At 31.9% G+C, this 25333-nt stretch carries 28 protein-coding genes and 1 riboswitch; of the genes, 4 read left to right on the forward strand and 24 right to left on the reverse strand.

Going from position 1 to position 25333, the window contains the following annotated elements:
• Positions 1 to 22 precede the first annotated feature (22 nt).
• Positions 23 to 859 carry a diaminopimelate epimerase gene (dapF, locus tag CS063_RS09830; protein ID WP_180270746.1) on the forward strand — a complete coding sequence of 279 codons (837 nt, stop codon included), beginning with the start codon at positions 23 to 25 and terminating at the stop codon, positions 857 to 859.
• 11 nt (positions 860 to 870) lie between these two features.
• On the forward strand, positions 871 to 2073 hold the full coding sequence (locus CS063_RS09835; protein ID WP_099449532.1) for an LL-diaminopimelate aminotransferase: 1203 nt from the start codon (positions 871 to 873) through the stop codon (positions 2071 to 2073).
• 76 nt (positions 2074 to 2149) lie between these two features.
• Here the strand turns inward: CS063_RS09835 and CS063_RS09840 are convergent, their stop codons facing one another.
• From CS063_RS09840 to CS063_RS09915, 16 genes are all read right to left on the reverse strand, one after another.
• Entirely contained in the window at positions 2150 to 2833 is a 684-nt protein-coding gene (locus tag CS063_RS09840; protein WP_099449533.1) for a cyclase family protein, read from the reverse strand.
• Positions 2834 to 2845: 12 nt separating this feature from the next.
• Complete coding sequence (locus tag CS063_RS09845; protein ID WP_099449534.1) at positions 2846 to 3754, reverse strand: ketopantoate reductase family protein; 909 nt, start codon at positions 3752 to 3754, stop codon at positions 2846 to 2848.
• Between the two features lie 26 nt (positions 3755 to 3780).
• Positions 3781 to 5067, reverse strand: coding sequence for a TRAP transporter large permease (locus CS063_RS09850; RefSeq protein WP_099449535.1), 1287 nt, complete (start codon positions 5065 to 5067; stop codon positions 3781 to 3783).
• On the reverse strand, positions 5067 to 5552 hold the full coding sequence (locus CS063_RS09855) for a TRAP transporter small permease (RefSeq protein ID WP_099449536.1): 486 nt from the start codon (positions 5550 to 5552) through the stop codon (positions 5067 to 5069). Before CS063_RS09855 ends, CS063_RS09850 begins: the two co-directional genes overlap by 1 nt.
• Before the next feature lie 29 nt (positions 5553 to 5581).
• Positions 5582 to 6655 carry a TRAP transporter substrate-binding protein gene (locus tag CS063_RS09860; RefSeq protein ID WP_099449537.1) on the reverse strand — a complete coding sequence of 358 codons (1074 nt, stop codon included), beginning with the start codon at positions 6653 to 6655 and terminating at the stop codon, positions 5582 to 5584.
• Positions 6656 to 6688: 33 nt separating this feature from the next.
• Complete coding sequence (locus CS063_RS09865; protein WP_099449538.1) at positions 6689 to 7153, reverse strand: YhcH/YjgK/YiaL family protein; 465 nt, start codon at positions 7151 to 7153, stop codon at positions 6689 to 6691.
• 16 nt (positions 7154 to 7169) lie between these two features.
• Positions 7170 to 8174 carry a 3-dehydro-L-gulonate 2-dehydrogenase gene (yiaK, locus tag CS063_RS09870; RefSeq protein WP_099449539.1) on the reverse strand — a complete coding sequence of 335 codons (1005 nt, stop codon included), beginning with the start codon at positions 8172 to 8174 and terminating at the stop codon, positions 7170 to 7172.
• 263 nt (positions 8175 to 8437) lie between these two features.
• Positions 8438 to 9424, reverse strand: coding sequence for a LacI family DNA-binding transcriptional regulator (locus CS063_RS09875; protein WP_099449540.1), 987 nt, complete (start codon positions 9422 to 9424; stop codon positions 8438 to 8440).
• A 105-nt stretch (positions 9425 to 9529) separates the two neighbouring features.
• The gene (locus tag CS063_RS09880) at positions 9530 to 10441 is read right to left on the reverse strand and encodes an AEC family transporter (RefSeq protein WP_308415478.1); all 912 of its coding nucleotides are present in this window, start codon (positions 10439 to 10441) and stop codon (positions 9530 to 9532) included.
• A gap of 218 nt (positions 10442 to 10659) precedes the next feature.
• A complete protein-coding gene (locus CS063_RS09885; RefSeq protein ID WP_099449541.1) occupies positions 10660 to 11238 on the reverse strand; it encodes a TetR/AcrR family transcriptional regulator in 579 nt (192 codons plus the stop codon).
• A 262-nt stretch (positions 11239 to 11500) separates the two neighbouring features.
• Positions 11501 to 12847, reverse strand: coding sequence for an alanine/glycine:cation symporter family protein (locus tag CS063_RS09890; protein ID WP_099449542.1), 1347 nt, complete (start codon positions 12845 to 12847; stop codon positions 11501 to 11503).
• A gap of 185 nt (positions 12848 to 13032) precedes the next feature.
• Positions 13033 to 13122: riboswitch (glycine riboswitch) on the reverse strand.
• Positions 13123 to 13301: 179 nt separating this feature from the next.
• Positions 13302 to 14438, reverse strand: coding sequence for a metallophosphoesterase family protein (locus tag CS063_RS09895; RefSeq protein ID WP_099449543.1), 1137 nt, complete (start codon positions 14436 to 14438; stop codon positions 13302 to 13304).
• A gap of 103 nt (positions 14439 to 14541) precedes the next feature.
• On the reverse strand, positions 14542 to 15315 hold the full coding sequence (locus tag CS063_RS09900) for an ABC transporter permease (protein ID WP_099449544.1): 774 nt from the start codon (positions 15313 to 15315) through the stop codon (positions 14542 to 14544).
• The gene (locus CS063_RS09905; RefSeq protein ID WP_099449545.1) at positions 15309 to 16007 is read right to left on the reverse strand and encodes an ABC transporter ATP-binding protein; all 699 of its coding nucleotides are present in this window, start codon (positions 16005 to 16007) and stop codon (positions 15309 to 15311) included. Before CS063_RS09905 ends, CS063_RS09900 begins: the two co-directional genes overlap by 7 nt.
• Positions 16008 to 16009: 2 nt before the next feature.
• Entirely contained in the window at positions 16010 to 16378 is a 369-nt protein-coding gene (locus CS063_RS09910; protein ID WP_099449546.1) for a GntR family transcriptional regulator, read from the reverse strand.
• A gap of 12 nt (positions 16379 to 16390) precedes the next feature.
• Complete coding sequence (locus tag CS063_RS09915) at positions 16391 to 16585, reverse strand: hypothetical protein (protein ID WP_099449547.1); 195 nt, start codon at positions 16583 to 16585, stop codon at positions 16391 to 16393.
• 215 nt (positions 16586 to 16800) lie between these two features.
• Here CS063_RS09915 and CS063_RS09920 point away from each other — a divergent pair, with 215 nt between their 5' ends.
• Both CS063_RS09920 and CS063_RS09925 read left to right on the forward strand, forming a co-directional pair.
• The gene (locus CS063_RS09920; protein WP_099449548.1) at positions 16801 to 17205 is read left to right on the forward strand and encodes an ACT domain-containing protein; all 405 of its coding nucleotides are present in this window, start codon (positions 16801 to 16803) and stop codon (positions 17203 to 17205) included.
• 91 nt (positions 17206 to 17296) lie between these two features.
• On the forward strand, positions 17297 to 17791 hold the full coding sequence (locus CS063_RS09925; RefSeq protein ID WP_099449549.1) for an SseB family protein: 495 nt from the start codon (positions 17297 to 17299) through the stop codon (positions 17789 to 17791).
• Between the two features lie 5 nt (positions 17792 to 17796).
• Here the strand turns inward: CS063_RS09925 and CS063_RS09930 are convergent, their stop codons facing one another.
• The 8 genes from CS063_RS09930 to rsmG form a co-directional block, all read right to left on the reverse strand.
• On the reverse strand, positions 17797 to 18201 hold the full coding sequence (locus CS063_RS09930; RefSeq protein WP_099449550.1) for a GtrA family protein: 405 nt from the start codon (positions 18199 to 18201) through the stop codon (positions 17797 to 17799).
• A gap of 55 nt (positions 18202 to 18256) precedes the next feature.
• A complete protein-coding gene (locus tag CS063_RS09935) occupies positions 18257 to 18760 on the reverse strand; it encodes a DUF4446 family protein (protein WP_099449551.1) in 504 nt (167 codons plus the stop codon).
• Between the two features lie 18 nt (positions 18761 to 18778).
• Entirely contained in the window at positions 18779 to 19639 is an 861-nt protein-coding gene (locus CS063_RS09940; RefSeq protein ID WP_099449552.1) for a ParB/RepB/Spo0J family partition protein, read from the reverse strand.
• Positions 19640 to 19641: 2 nt separating this feature from the next.
• Complete coding sequence (locus CS063_RS09945) at positions 19642 to 20403, reverse strand: ParA family protein (RefSeq protein ID WP_099449553.1); 762 nt, start codon at positions 20401 to 20403, stop codon at positions 19642 to 19644.
• A gap of 227 nt (positions 20404 to 20630) precedes the next feature.
• Complete coding sequence (locus tag CS063_RS09950) at positions 20631 to 21539, reverse strand: diacylglycerol/lipid kinase family protein (RefSeq protein ID WP_099449554.1); 909 nt, start codon at positions 21537 to 21539, stop codon at positions 20631 to 20633.
• Positions 21540 to 21809: 270 nt separating this feature from the next.
• On the reverse strand, positions 21810 to 23522 hold the full coding sequence (argS, locus tag CS063_RS09955; protein WP_099449555.1) for an arginine--tRNA ligase: 1713 nt from the start codon (positions 23520 to 23522) through the stop codon (positions 21810 to 21812).
• A gap of 182 nt (positions 23523 to 23704) precedes the next feature.
• Complete coding sequence (noc, locus tag CS063_RS09960; RefSeq protein WP_099449556.1) at positions 23705 to 24505, reverse strand: nucleoid occlusion protein; 801 nt, start codon at positions 24503 to 24505, stop codon at positions 23705 to 23707.
• A gap of 105 nt (positions 24506 to 24610) precedes the next feature.
• The gene (gene rsmG / locus CS063_RS09965) at positions 24611 to 25333 is read right to left on the reverse strand and encodes a 16S rRNA (guanine(527)-N(7))-methyltransferase RsmG (protein ID WP_099449557.1); all 723 of its coding nucleotides are present in this window, start codon (positions 25331 to 25333) and stop codon (positions 24611 to 24613) included.

Below are 25333 nucleotides of genomic sequence, written 5' to 3' on the forward strand. Positions count from 1 at the left end.
TTAGAGGTGTAGGCAAATGCAAATTAATTTTACAAAAATGCACGGTATTGGAAATGATTATGTTTATGTGGATGGTTTCAAACAAACCCTTTTAGATCCCCATGTTTTTTCAGTATTTATTAGTGATCGCCATTTTGGTATAGGCTCAGACGGTCTAGTCATCATTTTACCTTCCGAAATTGCTGATTTTAAAATGCGTATGTTTAATGCAGATGGCTCTGAAGGTAAAATGTGTGGTAATGCTGCACGCTGTGTAGGCAAATATGTTTATGAAACAGGTTATACCACTAAAAAGCAAATCTCCCTTGAAACACTTAGTGGTATTAAATACCTCACCCTTACTGTAGAGGATGAAGAGGTCACCTCTGTAGAAGTCGATATGGGTAAAGCTATTTTAAATCCTAAAGAAATCCCTATTGCTTCTCAGTTAAACTTCTTTATTAATCATCCCTTAGAGATAGATGGTATTATTTACGGAGTAACAGGTGTTTCTATGGGAAATCCTCATGCAGTTATCTTTTGTGAAGATATAGACTACTTAGAACTCGAAAAAATCGGTCCTAAGTTTGAAAAGCATCCACTCTTCCCTGAAAGAATAAATACAGAGTTTGTACAAATAATAAACGCAAATACACTTAAGATGCGTGTATGGGAAAGAGGTTCTGGTGAAACCTGGGCTTGTGGTACGGGCGCTTGTGCGACAGCTGTCGCCGCTATTGTAAATGGTTACTGCACTCAAGGTGAAGAAATAACTGTAAAACTAAGAGGTGGGGAATTAAAAATCACCTACAAAGAAGATGGCAGAGTTCTAATGAAAGGCTCTGCTACTAAGGTCTTTGAAGGTATTATAGAGTACTAGGAGGATTAACAATGGCATTTATAAATGATCATTACTTAGAATTAAAAGACAGTTATTTATTTTCAACAATTGCTAAAAAAATAAATGAATTTACAAGTACTCATCCTGATAAAAAACTTATTCGTATGGGAATAGGTGATGTGACCTTACCTCTTGTTCCTGCTGTTCTTGCTGCCATGCATGAAGCAGTAGAGGAAATGGGGCAAAAAGAAACCTTTAAAGGTTATGGCCCCGAGCAAGGCTATGACTTCCTACATGAAGCGATTCAAAAATACTATGCTTCTCGAGGTGTTAACCTCTCTACAGATGAGATTTTTATTAGTGATGGTGCTAAAAGTGATATAGGAAATATTACAGATATCTTTAGTAACGCTAATGTTGTAATGATTCCTGATCCTGTTTATCCCGTTTACGTAGATACTAATATTATGTCTGGACGTCAGATAGAGTTTCTAGATTCTCATGCTAAAAATAATTTCTTACCTATGCCTCCTTCACAGGATGCTTCACCAGACATTATTTATCTCTGTTCACCTAATAATCCAACAGGCTCTGTTTATAATAAAGAGCAGCTGAAAGCATGGGTAGATTATGCGAATCATACAGATGCTGTCATCCTCTTTGATGCAGCTTACGAATGCTTTATTCAAGATCCATCTCTCCCAAGGAGTATTTTTGAGATTGAAGGAGCTAAAACCTGTGCTATTGAATTCTGTAGCCTTTCAAAGACTGCTGGCTTTACAGGTACACGTTGTGGTTATACCATCGTCCCTAAAAACCTTCTCGGTATAAACTTAGAAACTGATGAAACCTCACTTAATAAGCTTTGGCTGCGTAGGCAAACAACTAAGTTTAATGGTGTACCTTATATCATTCAAAAAGGTGCTGCTGCCGTCTTCTCTCCAGAAGGTCAAGCACAAATCCAGAAAAATATTACTTATTACATGGAAAATGCACAACTTATTGCCTCCACTATGAAAGAAAAAGGAATTGAGTTCGTAGGAGGTGATAACTCACCTTATATTTGGCTTAAATGCCCAAATGGTATGAAATCTTGGGATTTCTTTGATTATTTATTAAATGAAATTGCTGTAGTTGGTACACCGGGTGCAGGCTTTGGTCATAATGGTGAAGGCTACTTCCGTCTTACTGCTTTCGGTAGCAAAGAAGCCACCCTTGAAGCAATGGAACGATTTAAAACCTTATCTTTATAAATAGTATAAAATCTAAAAAGAGAGAAAACATGGTGAGAATAAATTCCACATGCTTTCCCTCTTTTTAAGTTCCATATTACATAAATTCTGCCAATCCTTCTATTGCGTATACACGAACAGGGCATGAATCCAATCCTTTGATTGGAAGTGGTGTATAAGAGATGAAGAAAGTATCACTCGTTAATTTTTCAAGGTTCTGTAATACTTCTAAGAATATAATATCCACTTCCATTAATACATCATGGAAAGCACATACATCTTCATAGTTATTTTCGATAGATACACCATCTCCAAATCCAACACATTTTACCTTTTTCTCTTTAAACCACTCTGCTGCTTCACGACAAATAAAAAGACGTTTATCATCAGGTGTATTCGTTAGTGGTGTAAATGGTGGTATACGATATGGAGAATCTAGTATAACTACATCTCCTTCTTTAATTCTATCCCCACAAACTTTTTCTAAATCCTCTGGCATAATGTGACTATTTGGAGCTAAATGTTCGATATTCACATAAATACCACGTCCCATAAAGCTTGTAAGAGGAAGTCCTTGAACATCTGTCCAATCATCATTATGATGATAAGGGCATTCCACATGAGTACCTAAGTGACTTGTTAAATCCATAATAGTATGGAAGTCTGGAATAGGCCCGCCTGTATTAAAACGCCATAAGTGGCACCTTCTTGATTCTGTTTGTGGATCTAATACTTTTGTTAAATCTACAACTTTTAGTTTGCCTAAATTATATGTACACATGAAATCAACCTCCTAGTTTTTTTCCTCTAGTGCATGAACTAATTCTACAATAAATTCATGGGTTGGAGCAGGTACGCCATTTCTCTTTGATGCACGTACTACAAAGCCACTTATTGTATCTACTTCTGTTTTTCTTTTATCTCTAATATCTGCATATATAGATGTATAGCCTTCATGGGCATTTATAAGTACCTCTTTTACTTTTTCTAGTACTTCATACTCATCAAACCCCATTCCATCACCATTAGCAACTTGTACAGCTTCTCTTACCAATTGTTTTACCAAAAATAATCCGTGCTCATTGTCAATAAGGTAACCTAACTTCACTTGAAGTACACCAGTTAATACACTTGCCGAAACATTTGTAAACAGCTTATCCCATATTATCTTTTGGATGTTACTACTGATATCTGTAGCAAAGCCACAAGCTTCAAAAGTTTCTTTTATAGGCATCAATTGATTCGTTTCTTTTGTAAGCATACCTATATTGGTTTTTCCACTACCACCATGATTGATATAACCCTTTTCTATAATAGAGGCATTATGTTGGGTAGTCCCTATAATGATACGATCTTCTGAAACAAATTCTTTTAATATCTCTTCATGACCAGAACCATTTTGCAGGGTCAAAACATAGGTGTCCTTTCCAATTAAGGATTTGTTACTTTCTAAAGCACTTCTCGAAAACAAGGCTTTTACAAATAAAATAATTAAATCAGCTGTTCCTATAGTTGAAGAATCTATTAATGCTTGGGGATAAAATAATTTATCCCCATCCTTTTCTTTTATTTTTATGCCATTTTTATTAATTATATCTACTTTTTCAGGATCATTATCGATTAAATAAACCTCGTTACTTTGTGAAAGGTACCCTCCATATAAGGATCCCATTGCTCCTGAACCAATTATAACAATTTTCATACTTTAACTTCCTTTTTTGTATTTGCCTAAAATAAGGCTGGAAATAAGAACTTTGGAATTTGTAACCAAAGATTGGGTGCTAAAAGCATTAGAAATAGCACAACAATAGATGATAAGAAATAGGGTAAAGTCCCCTTGAACGATTCCTCTATAGTAATCCCACTAATAGAGGATGCTATTAATAGACACAATCCATAAGGAGGTGTTACTAATCCCAATGCTAGTGTTATTACAATAATTAACCCAAGTATAATCGGACTAATACCAAGTGCCGTTGCTGATGGCAAAATAATAGGTACAAATAAAATCATTGCCGGTACAGCATCCATAAAGGTTCCAATAAACAGAAAGAATGCAACTATAACTAATAAGAAAACAAATGCCCCTCCTGGTATTGAAGTAAAGAATTGTTGTACATACACATTTAACTGGTAATAACTTAATAATTCACCAAGAGCATTTGCAGTCGCAAGTGCAAATAATGAAAGAGAAGATAATTTTAATGTTTCCATTAAAATTCTTGGTAATGCTTTAATCTTAATCGTTTTATAAAAGAATATTCCAATTACTAATGCATAGATACATGCGATTGCAGCTGATTCTGTAGGTGTAAATATCCCTAGAACAATCCCACCAATTAAAATAATAGGCGTAAGTAAAGCTGGTAGTGACTCAAAGGTTAATCTCATTACTTCTTTAAAAGGAACTCTTTCACTTGTTGGGAAATTTTTTCTTTTTGAATAATATTTAACAACTAGCATCATTGCAAGTCCAAGTAGAATACCTGGTATAAGTCCCGTCATAAACAGTGCTCCTGTAGCTACATTCGCAATTCCTGCATAGACTACCATTGTAATACTTGGTGGGATAATAGATCCTAATGTTGAGGAGGCTGCAGTAACACCCACTGATGTTCCCTTGTCATAACCTTGTTCCTCCATTGCAGGTATGAATACCTTTCCAACACCTGCTGTATCTGCCTGTGAAGAACCAGATATCCCTGCAAAAATCATGGACACTAGTATATTAGAATAGGCAAGTCCACCACGAAAATGACCAACTAAGGCATTACAACATTTTATAAGTTTGTCTGTAATTGATCCCTCATTCATAAGATTCGCAGCAAGTATAAATAATGGTACTGCTAATAATGTAAAGCTATTCATACCATTAAACATTTTGGTAAATACAACTGCATTTGGTATTTCTGCTAAGCCTGCAATACCCACAAAGGAGACTATTCCTAACGCAAACGATATGGGTACACCGATTGCAACAAATACGATAAATAAAATAACTAAGAGTGCTGCCATTATTTAAAGTCTCCTTTCACAATATGTTTTATGTCATCTATGATAAGATATATAAGATAAATCGTGCTTGTTATACCACAAAGAGGTAAACATAACCAGGTTGGCCCCCTCTTTAAAGCGGGAATATTAACCCACTTATAGTTCCAAAACTGTTTTGTTGTTTCATAACCATATTTAATCATTAGTAAGGCAAATACTAACATTATACTGGATATAGCAATAGATAATAATCTTTTTATCTTTTCATTTTTAAGTGCATCACTTACTGAAGTGAATGCAAAGTGTCTCTTCTCATAAACCATAGCCCCTGCTCCCATAAACACCGCCCATATAAAGGAATACATAGCTATCTCTTCTGTCCAAGGAGCAGTAATGCCTGCTCGTCTTGAAAACACCTGAAATACCACAGTTATAAGGAAGATAGTTAGAAAAACTGTTCCAACTAGCAATTGCAATCTTTGCAATTGATCTATAACTTTTTTCATAGTAATTCTCCTTTACTGTTGTTTATAAATTATTTTGTTGTACGGATTAATTCTAAATAATTTTCCATTTTATTATCAGTAACAAATTTCTCTTGAATTGGAATTGCTATTGCTTTAAATGCTTCTATATCCATATCTGCATTTTCTGTAACACTTGCACCATCTGCTATAACTTTTTCTTTAGATGTTTCTGCCATCTTATAAACAATGCTTCTTTCCTCTTCTGTAGCAGCTACACAAGCTGTGTCAATCCATCCCTTTTGCTCTTCTGTTAAGCTATCGTAAAAATTACCATCCATTAATAAGAGCCTGGTTGTATAGTCATGATGTGTCTCGCTTACATATTTGCCATTATCTGTTTTATGATGCTCTTTTAGCATAAAACTTGTATAGTCATTTTCTGCCGAATCTACAACATTTTGTTGTAATGCTTGATATAATTCCCCCCAAGCTACAGATGTTGGTACGGCACCAACCTTTGACCAAAATTCTTGTTGTACGCTTGAAGACTGTGTACGAATTGTTAACCCTTTTGCATCTGCTGGTGTCTTAATTGCTTTTTTACCATAAACATCACGCACACCCGAAGACCAATATCCCATAACCCTAAACTGATTCCCTGTTTTTTCGGCTATAACATTTTTCATTGCATTACCAAACTCACCATCTACTGCCTTTTCCCAATGGTCGAAGCTATCAAATAAATATAATAATGAAAACATATCTACTTCTGGAACGCCTATTGCTGTCATAAATCCTGGAGAAGCTACTACCATAGATGCAGCACCCATTGTTAATTTCTCTATTAATTCTGATTCATTTTCACCTAATGTACCATTATGAAGTGTTACAGAGATTTTTCCACCTGAAACTTCTTCAGCTACTTCTTTAAACTTTTTGATCCCAAATGCATATGGATTTTCTAGTGAAGTTTGATTATGGGCTACTATTAAATTTATTTCTGGTTTGACTGCTGCAGCGCCTTCTGCTACTTCAGTTTCTGCTTTTGGAGTACTTGCTGCTGGACTTTTTCCTCCTCCGCAACCAGTTAAAGTTGCCAATGTTAACATTCCTGCCATTAATAATGCGATTTTCTTTTTCATAGATAAAAGCCTCCTTATTTTAATTACTATATTTTATAATAATTCTAAACTTACCTTTACTACTACCTTACGAACTAATGCATAATTTTCTATTAAAATTGATGGCCTATGTACATCTTGTGGGAAAAATATACTATAACATCCTGGTGTTGCAGTAATATATCCCTCGTCTTTTATGTTCTTATAAAATATTAAGTCTCTTTCTTCAATTCTTTCATCAACTTCAAACTCTCCTGTATCAATACAAAATCCGATACCTTCTTTTCCTGAAGCTAAGTATTGAACATCAATATATTTTTCATGTACTTCGGGTCTAATTTCATCTAATGGCTTTGGTGTTGCATCAAAAACCTGTGCATACATCTTTTTGCCATCTATTTCATAAATACCCGTTTCCATCTTATTAAAATCATTATCCTTAAGATATTGAATTGCTTTCTGAATTGCTTTAGGATACTTTGAGCAATCCTCTTTTGAGTGAATAGATGAAAATATCATGTGTTTTCTCCTCTGCCTACATTTTTTGAATTGAATTCCAAATTTCTTCTATAACTGGAATCCCATTTTCTAAATTATCTTTTCTTGTTCTTAATGAAGATTCTCCAGGATAAGAAATAACACCATTTTCTTTTATTGGCTCTGACCCTTTTATATCCTCTACAATTTTATCAACTATAGCATCTATTTCTGTTGTGCTGCTTAACTTTGTTGGATCAATAGCCATCAGAACTTGGGATAAGCCTACTTCTTCTCCTACATTCTTTCCAATATCTCCTACCGCATTGCCTCCTGATAAAATAGCTGCAACCATATCTAGTACAATGGATAAACCACTTCCTTTCCAAAAACCAATTGGAAGTACTCTCCATGTCTTTTCAATTTCAGCAGCATCTGTGGTAAGATTATCTTCTGAATCATATCCTCCAGGTACTGGAAGCGGTTTTCCCTTTAACCTATGTTCTTCAATCTTGCCATAAGAAAATTGAGAAAGTGCACAGTCAATGACTACATGCTCTCCATTACTCCTTGGAACTGCCATAATAAAAGGGTTGTTTCCTAATCTTCTATCCTTTGCACCATATGCTGGCATATTGGGCATAGTGTTTGTCCAACATATTCCAATACATCCATTATCTGCTGCTTGTCTGCCAAAAGCACCTCCTCGCATCCAATGATTGGTATTTCTAAGTGCTACAATTCCCACACCGTACTCCTTGGCTAATTCACATGCCCTGTCCATAGCTTTTAAAGCATTTGTATTTCCTAGGGCAAGATTACCATTCCATCTCTCCATCGTTCCACATTTCATTTCACATACTGGCTGGGCCTTTGGGTCAATAGCACCCTTATCAATATAAGAGATCACTCTTGCAAACCTATTTATCCCGTGAGAGTACACCCCATCCAAACTTGTTTGAGCAAAGTTTGTAGCTGCATCAAAAGCTGTTTTTTCATCCACACCTTTTTTTATTAAAACTCTTTGAAATTCCTTTAACATCATTTCATATGGAACCCTCACTCAAATATCCTCCTTGTTTTGCAATCGATTGTAATACTATATTATCACAATCGATTGCAAAATGCAATCTTTGTAAATTATTATTAAACAACAAAAATAAGCTTTAAAATTTGTGCATATAAAACAAATTTTAAAGCTTATTTTTAGTTTTTCTATTATATTTTTTTTATATATTATGCTTTTATCTTGCTTTTAAAATTAACTTATACTATCTTATTTCTATTTTATAATCTTTTCTTTGCAATCGCTTGCTATACAATATATTATGTGCTTTCTCTTTCAATAATGGTAGGAAATAACATAATCTTATGAGGTCTATCTATTCCATTAAGGCTTTCTATTAACGTTTCTGCTGCCATTAATCCTGTTTCTGGCATCTTATTATCTAATGTTGTAATACTTGGATAGCAGCTTTCTCCATATATTGAATTATTGATACCTGATACGGCTATCTGCTCTGGAATCTTAATATTTGACTCATTTAAAAAACGTATTGCACCTACTGCCATTAAATCCTCAGCACAAATTATACCGTCTATATAAGGATATCTTTCCAGTAATTTTTTGCAACCTGTATAACCTGCTTCTTTTTCCATCCCTACTTCAATTATAACTTTTTGTTCTAGAAGATTGTATTTTTTTAAACCTTCTTCATAACCCTGTAGCTTTCTATAACTACTTAACGTCCCTAAGCTTGCAATAAAGGCAATATTCCTTTTCCCTTTAGCATATAAAAGTTCTACTAACTGCCTTACTCCACTTATTTCATCCACCAATATCCCATATACGTTTGGTAAATCTAAATGTCCGTTGGCTAATACAACTGGAATATTGAGCATGCTTTCCTTTAATTTTTTTTCAACTACAGCATTTTGAAAAGTAGAGCCAACTAAAATAATCCCCTCTACCTTTCTCTGTTCTAAAACTTGTATACTTTCTACCATCATTTCAGGCTCATATCCTGCATTCAATATAATACTGCAATAACCATACTCCCTTAACTTTCTTTCTACAACATATGCTAAGGCTGAATGGTGGTCATTTCTAATATCTGCCAATAATATTCCAATAAGTTTTGTTGCCTTTTTTACTAATCCTCTTGCATTTTCATCTGGAGTATAATTATATTCTTCTAATAATTTTTTGATTTTTTCTCTAGTTTCTGCTTTGACTCCAGGCTTATTATTAATAATCCTAGATACAGTACTAGCTGATACTCCAGCTTTTTCTGCTATATCATAAATAGTCATACGCTCCTCCTTTCCTATATAAGTAATATCCTATCTCATCTATAAATACTACTTATGGTATAAGTAAATTAATTAAATTCTATTACATTATAATACCATTTTTTTCTATATTAATACTAGTATACTTGTAATAAATACTAAGCCCATAATAATAGATAATGAATTAATCGTGCTTGAAAGGCCTATATCTCCTCCTATTTTTTCTGTAAATGCTGTACTAACAGCTGAAATAGGGCTAAAAACTACCAATACTATTGCCTTACGTATCTCCATGTCAAATGGCAAAACATTATATACTATTACTGCTAATATTGCTGCTACTATATATCTAGATAGTATAATCTTAGTACTTTGTATCACTTGGCTCTTTTTAAAATTAAGTTGAAATCCTATTCCTATCATAAACATTGACAAAAATGCATTAGCAGCTCCAATTAATCCTACTAAATCTAATACGGGTGTGGGAAGATCCTTCTTTAAAAAAGCAAGTATAAGCATCACTATATAACATACTAAAGGTGGAGAACTCATAAGTTTTTTTAATATAGCGCTTATGGTCATTTTTTCTCCATTACTTTTATCTAATGAAGACGCTACAGCATAAGTTCCCCCGGTAGCCATAATAGCATTTCCTGCATCAAACAGGCATATTGCTACTATTCCTACTGGACCTAAAAAGGCTTGAGCAAAGGGAATTGTAAAGCTTCCTATGTTATATCCACCTAAATTTATCATATTAAATGATCTCTCTTCATTACTTTTTCCTATTGCTAATATATAGCCTACTACTATTAATATAACATTACATAAAAATCCAATAACAATCATAATCATTAAACTCTTTTCCATTACTAGATTTGAAAAATTTACTATAATCGCACAAGGTAGGGTTAGATTCAATACTATTTTTGAAATAGTACTAAAATCTTCTTTCTTAAAAATACCTACTCTCTTAAGTCCATATCCTATTATAATTATTATAATAAATAGCATTGCCCTTATTAATATATCAACCATATCTCCACCAATCCTCTTTTTTTGCAATCGATTGCTTTTTCTAGTATAGCACTTCTTAATTTTACTTGTCAATCTAGGTGGTAAAGGCACATCTCCTATCCTGTTGCTGATTTCAAATTTATCACCTTGAACTCTGTTTGAATAATGGGTTAAAACTAAAAAGGTACTAAACTCTACTTACCATTTGCTTGGCTTAAGTAGCTTAGTACCTTTTTTATTTATACAGCTATTGCCTCTTGCTGACTTTGAAATATACCAAGGCTATCTATAAAGGTTAAATAATGCTTTGTTGCCTGCTCCTTTGTTGTATGGGGTAAACACCCTATTAAAATATTCCATACAATAAGATGACTTATTTCTTTTTTATCTATATTCCTTTTTATTTGTCCTTTTCCCCCTGCTTCATTAAGTAGCATATAAACATATTTATACAATTCATTAAAGTACTCTCCAAATTTAGAAAACCGATCTTTTAAATAAACATAAAATATTGCACCTTCATAATACTGGCTAGATAAATAAATATTATTTTGTAAAAGTGAAAGCGCTCTACTCACCTCTTCATATCTTCCTCTTAGGATATCCGTATAAGCTAATTCCTTCTTTAACTGCCTTATAAGTAAATCATTTACTAAATCATCCTTTGTAGGATAGTATTTATAAAGTGTCCCTATAGACATATCGCACATCTTAGCTATCTTTTTCATATCTAAAGAAAAATAGCTTTCCTCTACGCTAAATTGTCCTTCTACTGTTTTTAGTATCTCTCTTTTATCAATCTCTTTTTTTCTAGGCATGTTATCCTCCCCTTTTGTCTAAGTATTTGTAGACCTACTTATCCTATCTGAACTTTATTCAAACAAAGATAATCTGGAAAACTCTATTCAGATTAAATATTCTTTAAATTATTTATTATAAATATAATAACATGTTTTACATTTTTTGGGAACTAAAAGCAGTAATAACTTCTTTATTTTGAAGTCATTACTGCTTTATCTTATTTTTTATACCTAAAGGGGGAAAGCTCTTTTGTAGGAACTTTCCCTCCTTTTATATGTTTTATTGATTTTTTTCTATATGTTTCATATATTTTTTTGTTTCATTTATTACTACACCAGATAGTCCTAATAATGCTACTAGGTTAGGAAATGCCATAAGCCCATTTACAATATCTGCTAAACTCCAGATCACATCTAGTTCTAAAAATCCTCCTAATGCAATCATTAGAGTAAAGAGCATTCTATACCCAGTAATAACTTTTACACCTGCTAAATATTCTAGACATCTTTCCCCATAATAGCACCAGCCTAAAATGGTTGTAAAGGCAAAAAGCACAAGACAAAAAGTTACTAAAATAGGTCCAAGCGTAGGCATAACACTTGCAAAGGCTTGTTGCGTTACTACTGCACCTTTAGTTCCATCGCACCATGCTCCAGTTACAATAATACTTAAACCTGTGAGTGTGCAAATAATAATCGTATCAATAAAAGTTCCAGTCATAGAAATAAGCCCTTGCTCAGCTGGCCATTCTGTCTTAGCTGCTGCTGCTGCAATAGGGGCACTTCCCAAACCTGATTCATTAGAAAAGATACCTCTTGCAATACCTGATTGAATTGCTTTAGCCACTGTTGCTCCTGCAAATCCTCCGATAGCAGCACTTGCCGAAAAAGCCCCTTTAAAAACTGAGTTAAAAGCTGGAATAATAGCTTCATAATGTGCACCAATAATAATAACTGAAAAGATAATATAAACAATTGCCATAAAGGGAACAACCTTCTCTGCTACTTTAGATATACTCTTGATCCCCCCAAATACAATGATAGCTACTAATACAGCCATTACTAAACTTGTAATACGTCCATCTAATCCAACTGTAGATTGAATACTTGAAGTAATCGCATTAACCTGTGAAAAAGTTCCAATCCCTAAAAGTGCTACCAAAATTCCACTTATTGCAAAGAAAACAGCTAAAGGTTTAAACTTTTTACCTAGTCCATTTTCTATATAGTACATAGGTCCTCCAGATATTTGACCATTTGCATCTTTCGTCCTGTATTTAATAGCTAGTACACCTTCTGAATACTTAGTTGCCATTCCAAAGAATGCTGCTAACCACATCCAAAACAATGCTCCTGGTCCACCTGCTCCAATAGCGGTTGCAACTCCAACTATATTACCTGTTCCTACTGTAGCTGCTAGTGCTGTACATAGTGCACCAAAACTATTAATATCTCCTGCTCCTTTATTCTCTGCTTTAAAAATAAGCTTAAATGCTGTGGGTAGTTTAATAATCTGTATTAAACCCAACCTTACCGTAAGATATACTCCTGTAGCCATTAAAAGTATAATGAGTGGCGGCCCCCATATAAAATCATTAATTCCTCCTAAAATAGCCAATAAATCCATAAAAAATACTCCCTTTCTTTTAATAAAATTAAAGTAAGAGGAGTTTCCCTAAGTTTATAAGACTATGCAAATACAAGTAACTTCTTCTAGGCAGGTTAACTAACCCTTCTAGATTATGTATACTTTAATAACCTTAATCTTATACATTAAGTCAATTAAACTATACGTCTATGAAGATTAACTATGTAAATGTCTCTGTCCTTTTGCCTGAGAGATTAAGCAAATGCTTTTGCCCCTTCGGCGCCCACAACTTGGGTCTCTCCAGAGTCCTGTCTGCTATACAGTCATACTTTCTAAAAAGTACCTGAGAGTGTTACTCCTTCGGTGGACCATTTGGCCTCTCTTCTGTAAAGCTTCATCCAGTTCATTATTATAATCTTCATCTTATTATATTCAACTTGAAAAGTCAACATGAAGCAAAATTTTTTGACAAGAAATCTCACATAAATAAATTTTATTTACATGAGATTTCTTGTTTTTTATTAGTAATCGTTCTATTTGCATCAATACTATAGGAAATATTCATTTCCTTTAGTAGATTTTCTAATTGTCTTTGCTCTTCTTCCATAAGCCTTCTTAAAAAACATTCACTCCCATAATGGTGAATGCTATAAATAGGTGTTTTGGCATTGTATTTATCATAAAAAGAGACTTCTAACCATTTAAATCGATTAACTATATCCCTATTCTTTTCTATTAAAAGTTTTATGACTTCTTCATTAATCTCACCCATATACCATTCTTGACCACTATTTATACATTTCTTAAATTCTCGGCACTTTAAATGCCATAAAAGCTCTTTAATTAACTTTTTTTCATAATCCCAACATCCTATAGAAATAAAACGACTCTGTTTAACAGCAATTTTTAATATAGCCTCTATAATATCTGGAGGTAATACTTTTTCTCCTCTAGCATTATATTTATCTTGATAAACGTGCATAAATATTTCCTTAGACTTTTGATTAGATTTACAAATTTCCTTCTTTAATTCAATGTTTTTAAAAATAAGATCTCTATTATTTGTGCTTAAGTCCATCACTACAAAGTATCCTAATCCTTCATTTAATGAAGCAAGACTACCAGGATCAATGATTTTATTTTTTATAAAAGGATCTTTTATATGGGTAAACTCTTGTTTATGACTTCCACCATAAAAAATATAATCATATTCCTCTAATTGCTTCTCCTTACCGTGCGCTACCTGTTGTGCTATTTGACTAGCTCCATTTCGATGTATGAAAAGCATTCTTTTATTACCTATTTTTACTTCCCTATATCTTGGTAATTCTTTTAAACGCTTTAATCTTTTTTCCCCTAATATGTTTTTAAGTTTCTGTTTTCCATCACTCTTCTTATTATCTTCTAGTGTATTTAATAATTCTTCTTCATCGAACCCACTGATATTTATAAAGCGCCTATTATTCATTACTTGATCAAAGACCTGACAAGGTTCTTTTCCCTCACTTACAAAATCTCCTAAATTAAATATAAAATCTACTTTCTCTGTCTCTATATATTTTAAAAATGCTTCCAAGGCACCCTGATGGGCATGAATATCAGAAACAATAGCAATCTTTTTTATGTCCATCCTAATCCCCCTAATAAATGTTCCTAAATTTATAATATTCTACATATAATAATTTCGGCACTCTAAGAGGATATCTTAAACCTTACTCTTCTTAAACTCTCATTTATTCTAAATTAAGATGCTTTTTAAGGATAAAATTAATAATCATAAATAATGCTATATCAACTGCTATGCAACCTATTGTTATTAAGTTAAGTCCCATGTTGCTAGATATACTAAAACCACTATAATCTATAATATTTCCTATAATCATAATAGCCCATTGCCCTACTGTAGTAATTATAAAATAAGTAATAAATGAAAATAGAACTCTGTGTTTATTAAATATAGGGAGTTGCCCTACTGATATAGATAAATAAATCATCAATACTGTATTAATATACATACAAAGAGATATAATAGGTACTTCCACAATAAAAAAGATAGGATTTCCTCCAAACTCTTGTCTTATGCCTTCTAAAAAGTAGTTCCAATTTGCAACTGTAATAAGCTCTTTTATTTGACTAAAAAACGTTGCATCACCTAATAAAATGAGGATCGCTAAAATTGCAACAATTCCACTTATCACCGTCCATAAAAAGCTAATAATAAGTTTTGACAAAATCAAATCACTTATTTTTACAGGTAACGTAAACATCAAATATCCTTCATCTGATAATAAGTTTTTGCTGAAACGCTGAATAATCATAATAAGTGTAATCACACCTAATGCAATAAATAATCCTACAATCACTAAAACACTTAAAGTAAATCCCATTTCAATGTTATTCATTCTAAATACTCTATTAATAGCTGATACAATTAATAATGCTATATAAATAGGAATGAATGTCCTCGCGGTTGCTTTTGCTTCATATTTTAATAATTTACCTAACATATAAATACCTCCCTAAATAAAGCATCTATTGATTTACCTTTTTCCTCTCTAATCTCATCCACACTTCCCTCTAATACAATCTTCCCTTGAGATAAAAAGATAACATTATCACAGATGTTTTCTATTTCCTGAATTAGATGAGTCGCTAATAAAATGGAACTAGTTTCTGAATAATTTTTAATAATCGTTTTAAGAATATAGTCTCTTGCTGCAGGGTCTACTCCTCCAATAGGCTCATCTAGTATATATAAGTCAGCCTTTCTTGACATAACTAAAATAAGTTGTACTTTTTCCTTTGTTCCCTTTGACATAGTCTTAAGTTTATCCGATTCATTAATCTGTAAGCTATGAAGCATATTAAGTGCTTTATTATAATCAAAATCACTATAGAAATCTTGAAAAAAATTTAGAAGTTGTTCTACACTCATCCAATCGTTAAGATACGTTCGTTCAGGTAGGTATGCAATAATCTTTTTGCTTTCTATGCCAGGTTTGTTTCCCCTTATTAACACTTCACCATTTGTAGGCTCTAAAAGCCCATTAATCAATTTAATCATCGTACTTTTGCCACTACCGTTAGGTCCTAATAGCCCTATTATTTTTCCTTCTGGAATAGATAAATTGATTTCCTTTAAAGCTTCTTTTTTACCATAAAATTTTTTCACATTTTTTAATTCTAATATCGTTTCCATATTTACTCCTCCTTATTTAAATAGGAATGAATGAGCTCAATAAGCTCATTTTTACTATAGCCCATTTGTAATAATGTTGTAGTTAACTCATTTATTTTCTCCATTGCAAATGTTCTTCTTAACTCTTTTACTAAATTCTCATCTTCTGTCACAAATCTACCTGTTGTTCTTTGACTAAAGACTAAATTCTCCCTCTCTAATTCTGCTAGTGCTCTTTGCATGGTGTTGGGGTTTACACCTGCCTCTTCTGCCATGTCTCTTACAGATATGAGTTTACTTCCTATTGGAATAGTGCCTGAAATAATTTGTAATTTTAATGCCTCTACTAATTGAATATAAATAGGTTTGCTATTATCAAATTGCCATGCCATACCTTTTCTCCTTTACTTATTATTAGTTGTCAACATATCTATACACTCTCTTAATTCTTCTTTGCTATATCCTGATACAATAAGCTGGCTTGTAACCTTTTGAATAGCTTTTTTTGCCTCAACTAACTTAATATCCTTAATACATCCTATAAATATTTTATCTAAAAGTAAGTTTTGATTTGAAGAATAATTCATTCTTGTTATCACTGTTTCCCCTCCTTTTAAAATCTCTATAACCTTAGAATCTTTTAATTTTTTCTTTTAGGATAAGATTTATATTGATTACCAATGTATTATTATGTTAATGTATTAATCTACTAATACAATAATATTTCTTTTTTATTTTCTTGTCAATACATTTTTCAATATTCTTTTTAAAATTTAAATGCTATAATAAATTAAAATTTCTATTGGAGGTTCCTATGTCAAACTTTAAACTTACCCTACAACTTCTTGAGGGTTCTTATTCCGTGTGTAAAAACTACCCTCTTTCTGATTTACAATATCTTATTGAGCATTCTCATTTCTTTTCTTTTACTAAAACTTCTGATGAACTTTCATTTGTTATCAATTCTTCAGCTTTAACTGACTATCCTAATGTTCAATATGAAAAAGATTGGCGCATACTTAAGGTTTTAGGCCCCCTTGACTTCTCATTAGTGGGGATTTTATCGGACTTAACCACTACTTTATGTAAAGCAAATATCAGCTTATTTGCTCTTTCTACTTTCGATACAGATTATATTCTTGTTAAGGAAAATGTAATAAATCCTGCTATCTTAGCATTAAAAAAGGAAGGCTATGAAATCCTTCCTGATTTATTATAAATAAACTATTTAATCTTTATTTGACTATTTTAAGAGCTATTAAAGTGTGCTATCATCATTATATATCGCTATTAACTAAGGAGGTTTTTTAATGCCTAACTTTTATGATCTTAACCCCCATCACAAACCTAATACAAGCTCTACTTCTCCCTCTATCTCTTTGGAACTAAATACTTCTCTTACTAATGAAAATTTTTATAAATATCTTGAAGCTTATTTGCAATTACCTTCAGAAGAAACTCAAAATGTGCTAGGAGCTTATCTTAATAAAATGAGCTACTTAATAGCTATTATTCCTGATACTGCATCACATAATAATACCTTAACCCTTACTCTAGGCGATGAATTTCAACTTCTTATTTGCTATAATGAAAATCGCGAGGTGTTTCTACCTATCTTTACTGATGATAAAGCTCTTAAAGATTGGTATAAGGCTCCTATCCATACACTCACAGTCCCTGCTGAATGGCTCTGGCGTTTTATCTTACGCTCCAAAAATTATGCTGGAATTATTATTAATCCAGATACTATTAGTTGGAGTATTAACTTAGAACAAATTCAATCTTTACTTGATGATATTAAATAGTCCTACTACTCATTTTTTTTAATAAATACATATAACTTTAAAAGAATAAATGTAATGGGCATCCCTATAGCAGCAGCTAGTATATAGCCTATCATCTTATGCCAACTAAATATTTCTACAACTAACCAGACAATTATTAGTTGTGTAATGAAGTTCGGTATACAAGAGATTAAAAACTTTACATATTTTTTTATTCCTAGCTCGTCTTTAAAGGTAATATAGCTGTTTAAGATATAAGAAATAAATGTTCCTGTCGTATATCCTAATATAAAGCTAAATACTTCCTCAAATAGTAAAGAATATATATAGGATACTATTATAGTTACTATTGAGTTAATACCTCCTATTAAGATAAATAACATAAATTGCTTGTTATAAAAGATATTAACTACTTTTTTTAGATTATTCATCTTATCACCCTCTTAAATTTTTATATTTTAATAAAAAAGTATGTAGCTTTATAGGCTACATACTTTTTTGATTAAGGGCTTTATTAATAGCTTCTTTTTCCTCATCAGATAAATTATAAGTACTTTTTCCATCTTGAAGAGGTTTTGCATACGTGTAAGAGCCATCTCTACTATAGATTCCATTTAGTACAAACCCATTGTTTTTACTATCTAATAAGGCAATAGCAAAAGATAAATCTGCTCCCATATGCGCAATAGCATTATATCTTACTACTCCTACTTTTTTTATACAAAACTTCATATCTTCTTCTATTTTTTTAATGGTATCCATCATTTCCTTTTCATTCTGAAGGAGTATATTTAATTTCTTGGTATATTGGACGAGTAATTCTTCTAAATCTACTTCTTCCTTAGACATAAATTTCTCATAACGATGTTGAATCTTTTTTAATTTTACCATATAAGTAATTAACATAATAAACATAATTACTATTGCTAACGCTAATCCTGCCACAATATAAAGTATATTGCTATTTAATATTTCCATTATCTGTTGCATTTTTTAACCTTCTTATCTTTATTTATTTACATGCATTAAGCTAATAATTCTTTCTAATTCATCATCTGAATAATACTCTATTTCTATTTTTCCTTTTTTTGCCCCCATTGAAATAGTTACTTTTGTCCCTAAACTCTTTTGCAAATTCTCTTGAATCTCCCTATAAAAAGGATTATAAGCTTCTTTTTTCTCTTTTTTACCTTCCTTTTCGTTTAGCAAACCTTGTACATATTTTTCTGTTTCTCGTACACTTAATTTCTTTCCTATAATATAATCTACAAGTTGCTTTTGAACCTTTATATCTTTTATTGAAAGTATTGCCCTTGCATGGCCAAAACTAATCAGATTTTCTCTTAATTTTTCTTGTGCATAAGGTGTTAGATTCATTAATCTTAGAATATTAGTTACTGAAGGCCTGCTTTTCCCCACTCGATCTGCTACTTCATCTTGATTCAAATCAAATCTTTCCATTAATAAATTATAAGCACACGCAAGTTCCATTGCGTTTAAATCTTGTCTCTGGATGTTTTCTATAAGTGCTATCTCTAATGTTTGTTTGTCATCAAATTCTTTTACTATAATAGGTATTTCATTTAATTCAGCCATTCTAGCTGCCCTATATCGTCTTTCACCTGCTACAATCTCATATTTATTGTCTTTTTTTCTAACAATAAGAGGTTGTAAAATACCATGTTGTCTTATAGAAAGACTTAATTCTTGAAGTTCTTCTTGATTAAATTTTTTGCGCGGCTGATCAAAATTTGTCTCTATATCATTTATATTAACCATTTGAACGCCCACATGATTATCTCCTCCTACATTTAATGCTTCATCTGATAAAAGTGCATTTAATCCTTTTCCTAATCCTCTTTGTTTCATTTTTAGCTATTCCTTTCTATAAACTCTTTACTAAGTTGTCTATACTGTTCTGCCCCCTTTGACCTTCCATCATAACTAATACATGACATCCCAAAACTTGGAGCTTCACTTAATCGTACACTTCTTGTTATTTTAGTTTTATAAACATGATTGCTAAAGTGAGTTTCTACCTCTTTCACTACTTGATTAGATAGATTAGTACGTGTATCATACATAGTAAAGAGTATGCCTTCTAAAACGAGTTTAGGATTTGTACTTTTTTTAACCAATCCTATAGTTTGAACAAGTTGTGACAGTCCTTCCAAAGCATAATATTCACATTGCATAGGAATTAAAACAGTATTAGCCGCCGTTAGTGCATTAATAGTGAGTATATTAACTGCTGGTGGACAATCAATAAATACATAGTCATATTTATCTTTTACCTTATCCAATTGCTCCTTAAGTATGAACTCTCTTTTTTTAGTATTAACTAACTCCACCTCTGTTCCTGCTAAATTCATGTTGGAAGCAATAATATCTATTTTTTCATTAGGTGAGGTTTTTATTACCTTTTTAATATCTGATTCATTAATGAGTATATCATATATGGTTTCTTGCTGACTTTTTTGAAGTCCACATCCACTAGTTGCATTTCCTTGAGGATCTATATCAACAATAAGTACTTTATAATTGGCTTCTACTAATGCTGCTGCTAAGTTTATAACGGTGGTTGTTTTGCCGACTCCTCCTTTTTGATTAACAACTGCAATTATTTTTCCCATCAACATTCTCCTTTTAAACCTTTTTAATAAAAGTATATCATATCTATATTTTTATATAAACCATTTTATCCTCTTAATCTCAAATGTTTTAACAATAAATCGTCTTATTTTTAATGTTCCACGTGGAACATTTTTATTATTCCTTTTAATGTTTCACGTGGAACATTAAAAAGCACCTCATGCTTCACGCTTAAGGTGCTGAATAGAATTAGATTTCTAAACTAGTATTATCTAGAAGTAGATGGCATAAATATTTTCATAGCTTGTGGTATAACAGATATATTTAAAGGCAGTAAAGGTCCTTTCTCTCCATCTACATCCGTACAATACTGTATATTCTGCTGACTATTAATGGTTAATGATTTTGTTTGGAAATAAAGAACATTAGGATTATCAAAATGCTCTCCCTGTAAAACTTTTAAAAATAAAAGAGGCATATCTTGAAAAGCTAAATTTTTAAAACATACCACATCAAAAAGGCCATCAAAAAGACTAGCATCCTTTGCTAACTTCATAAAACCTCCTGCCCCTTTGCCATTAAATATAAGAACTAAAAAAAACTTACCACTATAGCATTTGTCTTCAGTAATTAGTTCTAGATCCATATCTTGATAATTTTGAATTACATCAAAACCTTTTACATAATAGGCTAATTTACCAAATTTATTTTTAAGTTCTGTATCCACTTCATGTGAAACTTGACTAAATGCTCCCATGTTACATACATTCACAAAATAATTATCATTTACATTTCCTATATCTACTAAATCATAATATCTATTTGCTATAATGTCTAAGGCTTGTGAAAGCTTACTAGGTATTCCTAAAGAATTTGCAAAATCATTAGCAGTTCCTAAAGGTAAAATACCTAATGGAATATGAGTAAGTTTCTTTCTAATCATACCTTGAACACATTCATTAATAGTTCCATCTCCTCCTGAAACAATTATCATTTCAGTAGTATCAGAGTCTATTTTTTCCATTATATACTTTTCCATTGAACCTTTTCCCTGACTACGAAAAATTTGCAAATTGCACCCCATATCCTGTATGCGTGCTGTAATGTAATCTAAGTTTGATACTACTTCTTGGTGTCCAGAATAGGCATTATATAATAACACAGCATTTTTATTCATCTTTAAATCCCCTATACATCAATATAATAATATTATTTTACCTATTTCACATAAATACATTATGTGTTTATGATTAGTATTTTATTCTACTCTACTTATTAAATCAATATATTATATATACAATTTCAATCTAATTTGCAGTTTAAATTGTAACATATTAACAAAAAAATAAAATGAGCTCTCTAAAGTATTCCTTAACTATAGAGCTGGATTTATTTATCATATACCTTCTCTATTAAATACTTTAGAATGACTCATTTTAAACCTATTTTACATCTGACTAGGTGCTTCAATCCCTAATAAGAATAATGCATTTTTAATTACATATTTTACTGCCACCACAATAGCAAGTCGAGAATCTCTCACCTTATGATCTTCTACTAAAATAGCATTGTCATGGTAAAATTTATTGAAAGCTTGTGCTAAATCTACTGCATAACGTGCGATATAAGAAGGTTCATACTTATGTGCTGCCTCTCTTATTGTCTGCTCAAATACTGCTAGTTCTTTAATAACACCTATAGATGCTTCGTCTGATATAATACTATAATCTATATCCAATTGAGGAATTTGATTTAAATTAATATTAGCCTTCTTTAGTACACTACATGCCCTTGCATGAGTATATTGTACGTATGGGCCTGTCTCTCCATCAAAATTTAACACACGTTCCCATGAAAATTGAATATCTTTTATAATATTGTTATACATATCATCAAATATAACAGCTCCAATACCTACTTGTTTTGCAATTTCATCTTTATTAAGTAAATCTGGATTCTTCTCTTCAATAATTTTCTTAGTCTTTTGTATTGATTCATTAAGAATATCCTCCAAGAAAACAACATTTCCTGAACGAGTAGAGAGCTTTCCTCCTTCCATACTTACCATACCAAATGGCACATGTACAAGGTTTTTTGACCATTCATATCCCATTTTCTCAATTACCTTAAAAAATTGTGCAAAGTGCAAGTTTTGCTGCAAAGCAGTAACAATGATACATTTTTTAAAGTCATACGTTTCTTTACGGTATTTAGCTGCTGTAATATCACGTGTCGCATAGAGTGAACTACCATCATTTTTTGTAATCAAACATGGAGGCATATTTTCTTCATCTAAACGAACTATTTTAGCACCTTCACTTATTTCAATTAATCCTTTGTCCTCAAGCTCTTTAACAACTACACTCATTTTATCATTATAGAAAGCCTCACCGTTATAACTATCAAACTTAACACCTAGCATATCATATACACGTTCAAATTCTTTTAAGCTAACACTTTTAAACCAGTTCCAAAGAGCAAGTGCTTCCTCATCACCATTTTCCATTTTTGTAAAATAATCTCTAGCCTCTTGCTCCATTTCTGGATATTTTTTTGCTTCATCATGGAACAAAACATAGATTCTTAAAAGTTCCGAAATACCTTTCTCTTCAACATCTTCTTTACTAGAGTATTTTTTATAGGCCACTATTAGCTTACCAAACTGAGTACCCCAATCCCCTAAATGATTCACACCCACACATTTATAGCCTAAAGCTTCGTAAATACGATATAAGCTATTACCTATAACCGTAGAACGAAGATGACCTACATGAAAAGGTTTAGCAATATTAGGTGAAGAATAATCGATAACTATATTTCCAAGCTCTTTTGTTTGACTTATGCCATAGTACTCTTTTTGTTCTAGTACATCACTTAAAATAGACTTTACTAAAGCCATTTTGTTTAAAAAGAAGTTTACATAAGCATTAACATTCTCAGTACGTTCAACTATTTCACTCTCTCCTAAACTTTCCTTAATCTCTTTAGCGATAATAGGTGGTGCCTTTCTAAGCTCTTTTGCTAACTTGAAACATGGAAATGCAAAATCTCCCATTTCAGTATTTGTTGGAATCTCTAGCATATTATATATCTCATCTTGATTTAAATAATCAATTTTATTACTAAGTAACTTTGCAATCTCTATCTTGAAATTATTCATTTTCTATTCTCCTTCATTTGCAAATCTATTCATATTGTACATAATTATTACTACTATAGCAAGTTGTGATTTCTATCTGTTCCTTTTATTGCTTATCACTTATAATCATTATTTCCTTGGTTCTTTCACTCTAATCATTCTCTACCCATTATAAAAAGCAGCTAAATAAACTTAGCTGCCTTTTATTGGTTTATAGGAATCTTAATCCTTATTTCATAACCATCTTGTTGTTCTTTCATTGTATATTTAGCATCTATCCCGGCCTTTTGGATCATATCTACGGCCTGTGTAATGGTATTTGTCACAAGTCTAATATCTTTTATATATGATTTAACTTTTTGATTCGACTTATGTTTAATCATCTCTTCTTTTGTTAAATCAACCAACATCTGTTCTATAAGCTGCTCTGTTCGCTTAACATTTAAGTCCTGTTTTATAATTTTCTCTAAAGCCACTAAATGCATTTCTTCATTTGGCAGCTTTAATAAAGCTCTAGCATGTCTTTCTGTTAAATTATTTTCAACTAATAATTTTTGAACAATGGAAGATAACTTTAAAATTCTTAATTTGTTGGCAACAGTAGATTGGTTTTTACCAAGAGTATTAGCTAACTCTTGTTGAGTATACCCATAATCCTGCATAATATTATAATAGGCTTGACTTTCTTCTAAGAAATTAAGATTTTCTCTCTGCAAATTCTCTATCAATGCTAGAACTGCACTATCTTTAGTTGTTACTTCTATAATAACAGCTGGAATGGTTAGGAGTCCTGCTAATTTAGATGCTTTTAATCTTCTTTCACCAGCAATTAATTCATAAAAGTTACCTATGGCTCTCACAGTAATTGGTTGCATAAGTCCATGCTCTAAAATAGAATTAGCTAGCTCTTGTAATGCTGTCTCTGAAAATACTTTCCTAGGTTGATATGGATTAGGTTTAACAAGGTCAACAGGAACTAATTCTATTTTTAATTCTTTTTGCATTTTTTACTGCTCCCCTCTAATTCAACGATTTTCGCTAAACTTAATTATACCATATATTGCCTCTAAAAACTATAATGCACAAAAATTATTAATAATTCAAACTTTTCATACACCTAATGGATTTTTTGTAGGTTCTCCTGCTTTTCTAGGATATTTTTTAGCTGTTTTATTCACTTTAATAATTTTAGCTATTCGATGATTAAGTTCTGTAAAAGGAACAGTTGCATCCACTATCTCTTCTAATTTCCCCCCTAATATTTGAATGGCTTTTGAGCCTTGTTCAAGCTCTTCATCTAACTTTTGCCCCTTTAAAGCAAGAAGGTATCCTCCTTGCTTTACAAAAGGAAGGGTGTACTCACTTAAAACTGCTAAATTAGCTACCGCTCTAGATGCACACATATCAAAAGCTTCTCTGTATTCTTCTTTTTTGCCTAGATCTTCTGCTCTCGAATGTACACAACTTATTTTCTCTAATTTTAACTCTCTTATGACTTCATTTAAGAAATTTAAGCGCTTATTAAGGGCATCTACTAAAATAATATCTATATGAGGATATACTATTTTTATAACTAACCCAGGAAAGCCTGCCCCTGTTCCTATATCAATCAGTGTTTTTATATCTTTCATATTTGTGGCTTTATTCACTGTTAGGCAATCTAAAAAATGTTTTGTAATAATCTCTCTATCATCTGTAATAGCCGTAAGATTTAGTTTTTGATTCCACTCTAAAAGAAGCTCTTTATATCGAAGTAATTGATTGATTTGCTTTTGATCTAATTCTATACCTAGTAATAAAGCTCCTTGTGCTAATAATTCTCTTTCGTTCAT

Origin of the sequence: Sporanaerobium hydrogeniformans, from assembly GCF_002735925.1 — a bacterium.
In the GTDB taxonomy this organism is placed as follows: Bacteria; Bacillota; Clostridia; order Lachnospirales; family Cellulosilyticaceae; genus Sporanaerobium; species Sporanaerobium hydrogeniformans.

Coding starts and splice junctions, on each gene's coding strand:
- CS063_RS09835 (WP_099449532.1), top strand. CDS start 871: ATGGCATTTATAAATGATCATTACTTAGAATTAAAAGACAGTTATTTA.
- CS063_RS09840 (WP_099449533.1), bottom strand. CDS start 2,833: ATGTGTACATATAATTTAGGCAAACTAAAAGTTGTAGATTTAACAAAA.
- CS063_RS09845 (WP_099449534.1), bottom strand. CDS start 3,754: ATGAAAATTGTTATAATTGGTTCAGGAGCAATGGGATCCTTATATGGA.
- CS063_RS09850 (WP_099449535.1), bottom strand. CDS start 5,067: ATGGCAGCACTCTTAGTTATTTTATTTATCGTATTTGTTGCAATCGGT.
- CS063_RS09855 (WP_099449536.1), bottom strand. CDS start 5,552: ATGAAAAAAGTTATAGATCAATTGCAAAGATTGCAATTGCTAGTTGGA.
- CS063_RS09860 (WP_099449537.1), bottom strand. CDS start 6,655: ATGAAAAAGAAAATCGCATTATTAATGGCAGGAATGTTAACATTGGCA.
- CS063_RS09865 (WP_099449538.1), bottom strand. CDS start 7,153: ATGATATTTTCATCTATTCACTCAAAAGAGGATTGCTCAAAGTATCCT.
- CS063_RS09875 (WP_099449540.1), bottom strand. CDS start 9,424: ATGACTATTTATGATATAGCAGAAAAAGCTGGAGTATCAGCTAGTACT.
- CS063_RS09880 (WP_308415478.1), bottom strand. CDS start 10,441: ATGGTTGATATATTAATAAGGGCAATGCTATTTATTATAATAATTATA.
- CS063_RS09885 (WP_099449541.1), bottom strand. CDS start 11,238: ATGCCTAGAAAAAAAGAGATTGATAAAAGAGAGATACTAAAAACAGTA.
- CS063_RS09890 (WP_099449542.1), bottom strand. CDS start 12,847: ATGGATTTATTGGCTATTTTAGGAGGAATTAATGATTTTATATGGGGG.
- CS063_RS09895 (WP_099449543.1), bottom strand. CDS start 14,438: ATGGACATAAAAAAGATTGCTATTGTTTCTGATATTCATGCCCATCAG.
- CS063_RS09900 (WP_099449544.1), bottom strand. CDS start 15,315: ATGTTAGGTAAATTATTAAAATATGAAGCAAAAGCAACCGCGAGGACA.
- CS063_RS09905 (WP_099449545.1), bottom strand. CDS start 16,007: ATGGAAACGATATTAGAATTAAAAAATGTGAAAAAATTTTATGGTAAA.
- CS063_RS09910 (WP_099449546.1), bottom strand. CDS start 16,378: ATGGCATGGCAATTTGATAATAGCAAACCTATTTATATTCAATTAGTA.
- CS063_RS09920 (WP_099449548.1), top strand. CDS start 16,801: ATGTCAAACTTTAAACTTACCCTACAACTTCTTGAGGGTTCTTATTCC.
- CS063_RS09925 (WP_099449549.1), top strand. CDS start 17,297: ATGCCTAACTTTTATGATCTTAACCCCCATCACAAACCTAATACAAGC.
- CS063_RS09930 (WP_099449550.1), bottom strand. CDS start 18,201: ATGAATAATCTAAAAAAAGTAGTTAATATCTTTTATAACAAGCAATTT.
- CS063_RS09935 (WP_099449551.1), bottom strand. CDS start 18,760: ATGCAACAGATAATGGAAATATTAAATAGCAATATACTTTATATTGTG.
- CS063_RS09940 (WP_099449552.1), bottom strand. CDS start 19,639: ATGAAACAAAGAGGATTAGGAAAAGGATTAAATGCACTTTTATCAGAT.
- CS063_RS09945 (WP_099449553.1), bottom strand. CDS start 20,403: ATGGGAAAAATAATTGCAGTTGTTAATCAAAAAGGAGGAGTCGGCAAA.
- CS063_RS09950 (WP_099449554.1), bottom strand. CDS start 21,539: ATGAATAAAAATGCTGTGTTATTATATAATGCCTATTCTGGACACCAA.
- argS (WP_099449555.1), bottom strand. CDS start 23,522: ATGAATAATTTCAAGATAGAGATTGCAAAGTTACTTAGTAATAAAATT.
- noc (WP_099449556.1), bottom strand. CDS start 24,505: ATGCAAAAAGAATTAAAAATAGAATTAGTTCCTGTTGACCTTGTTAAA.
- rsmG (WP_099449557.1), bottom strand. CDS start 25,333: ATGAACGAAAGAGAATTATTAGCACAAGGAGCTTTATTACTAGGTATA.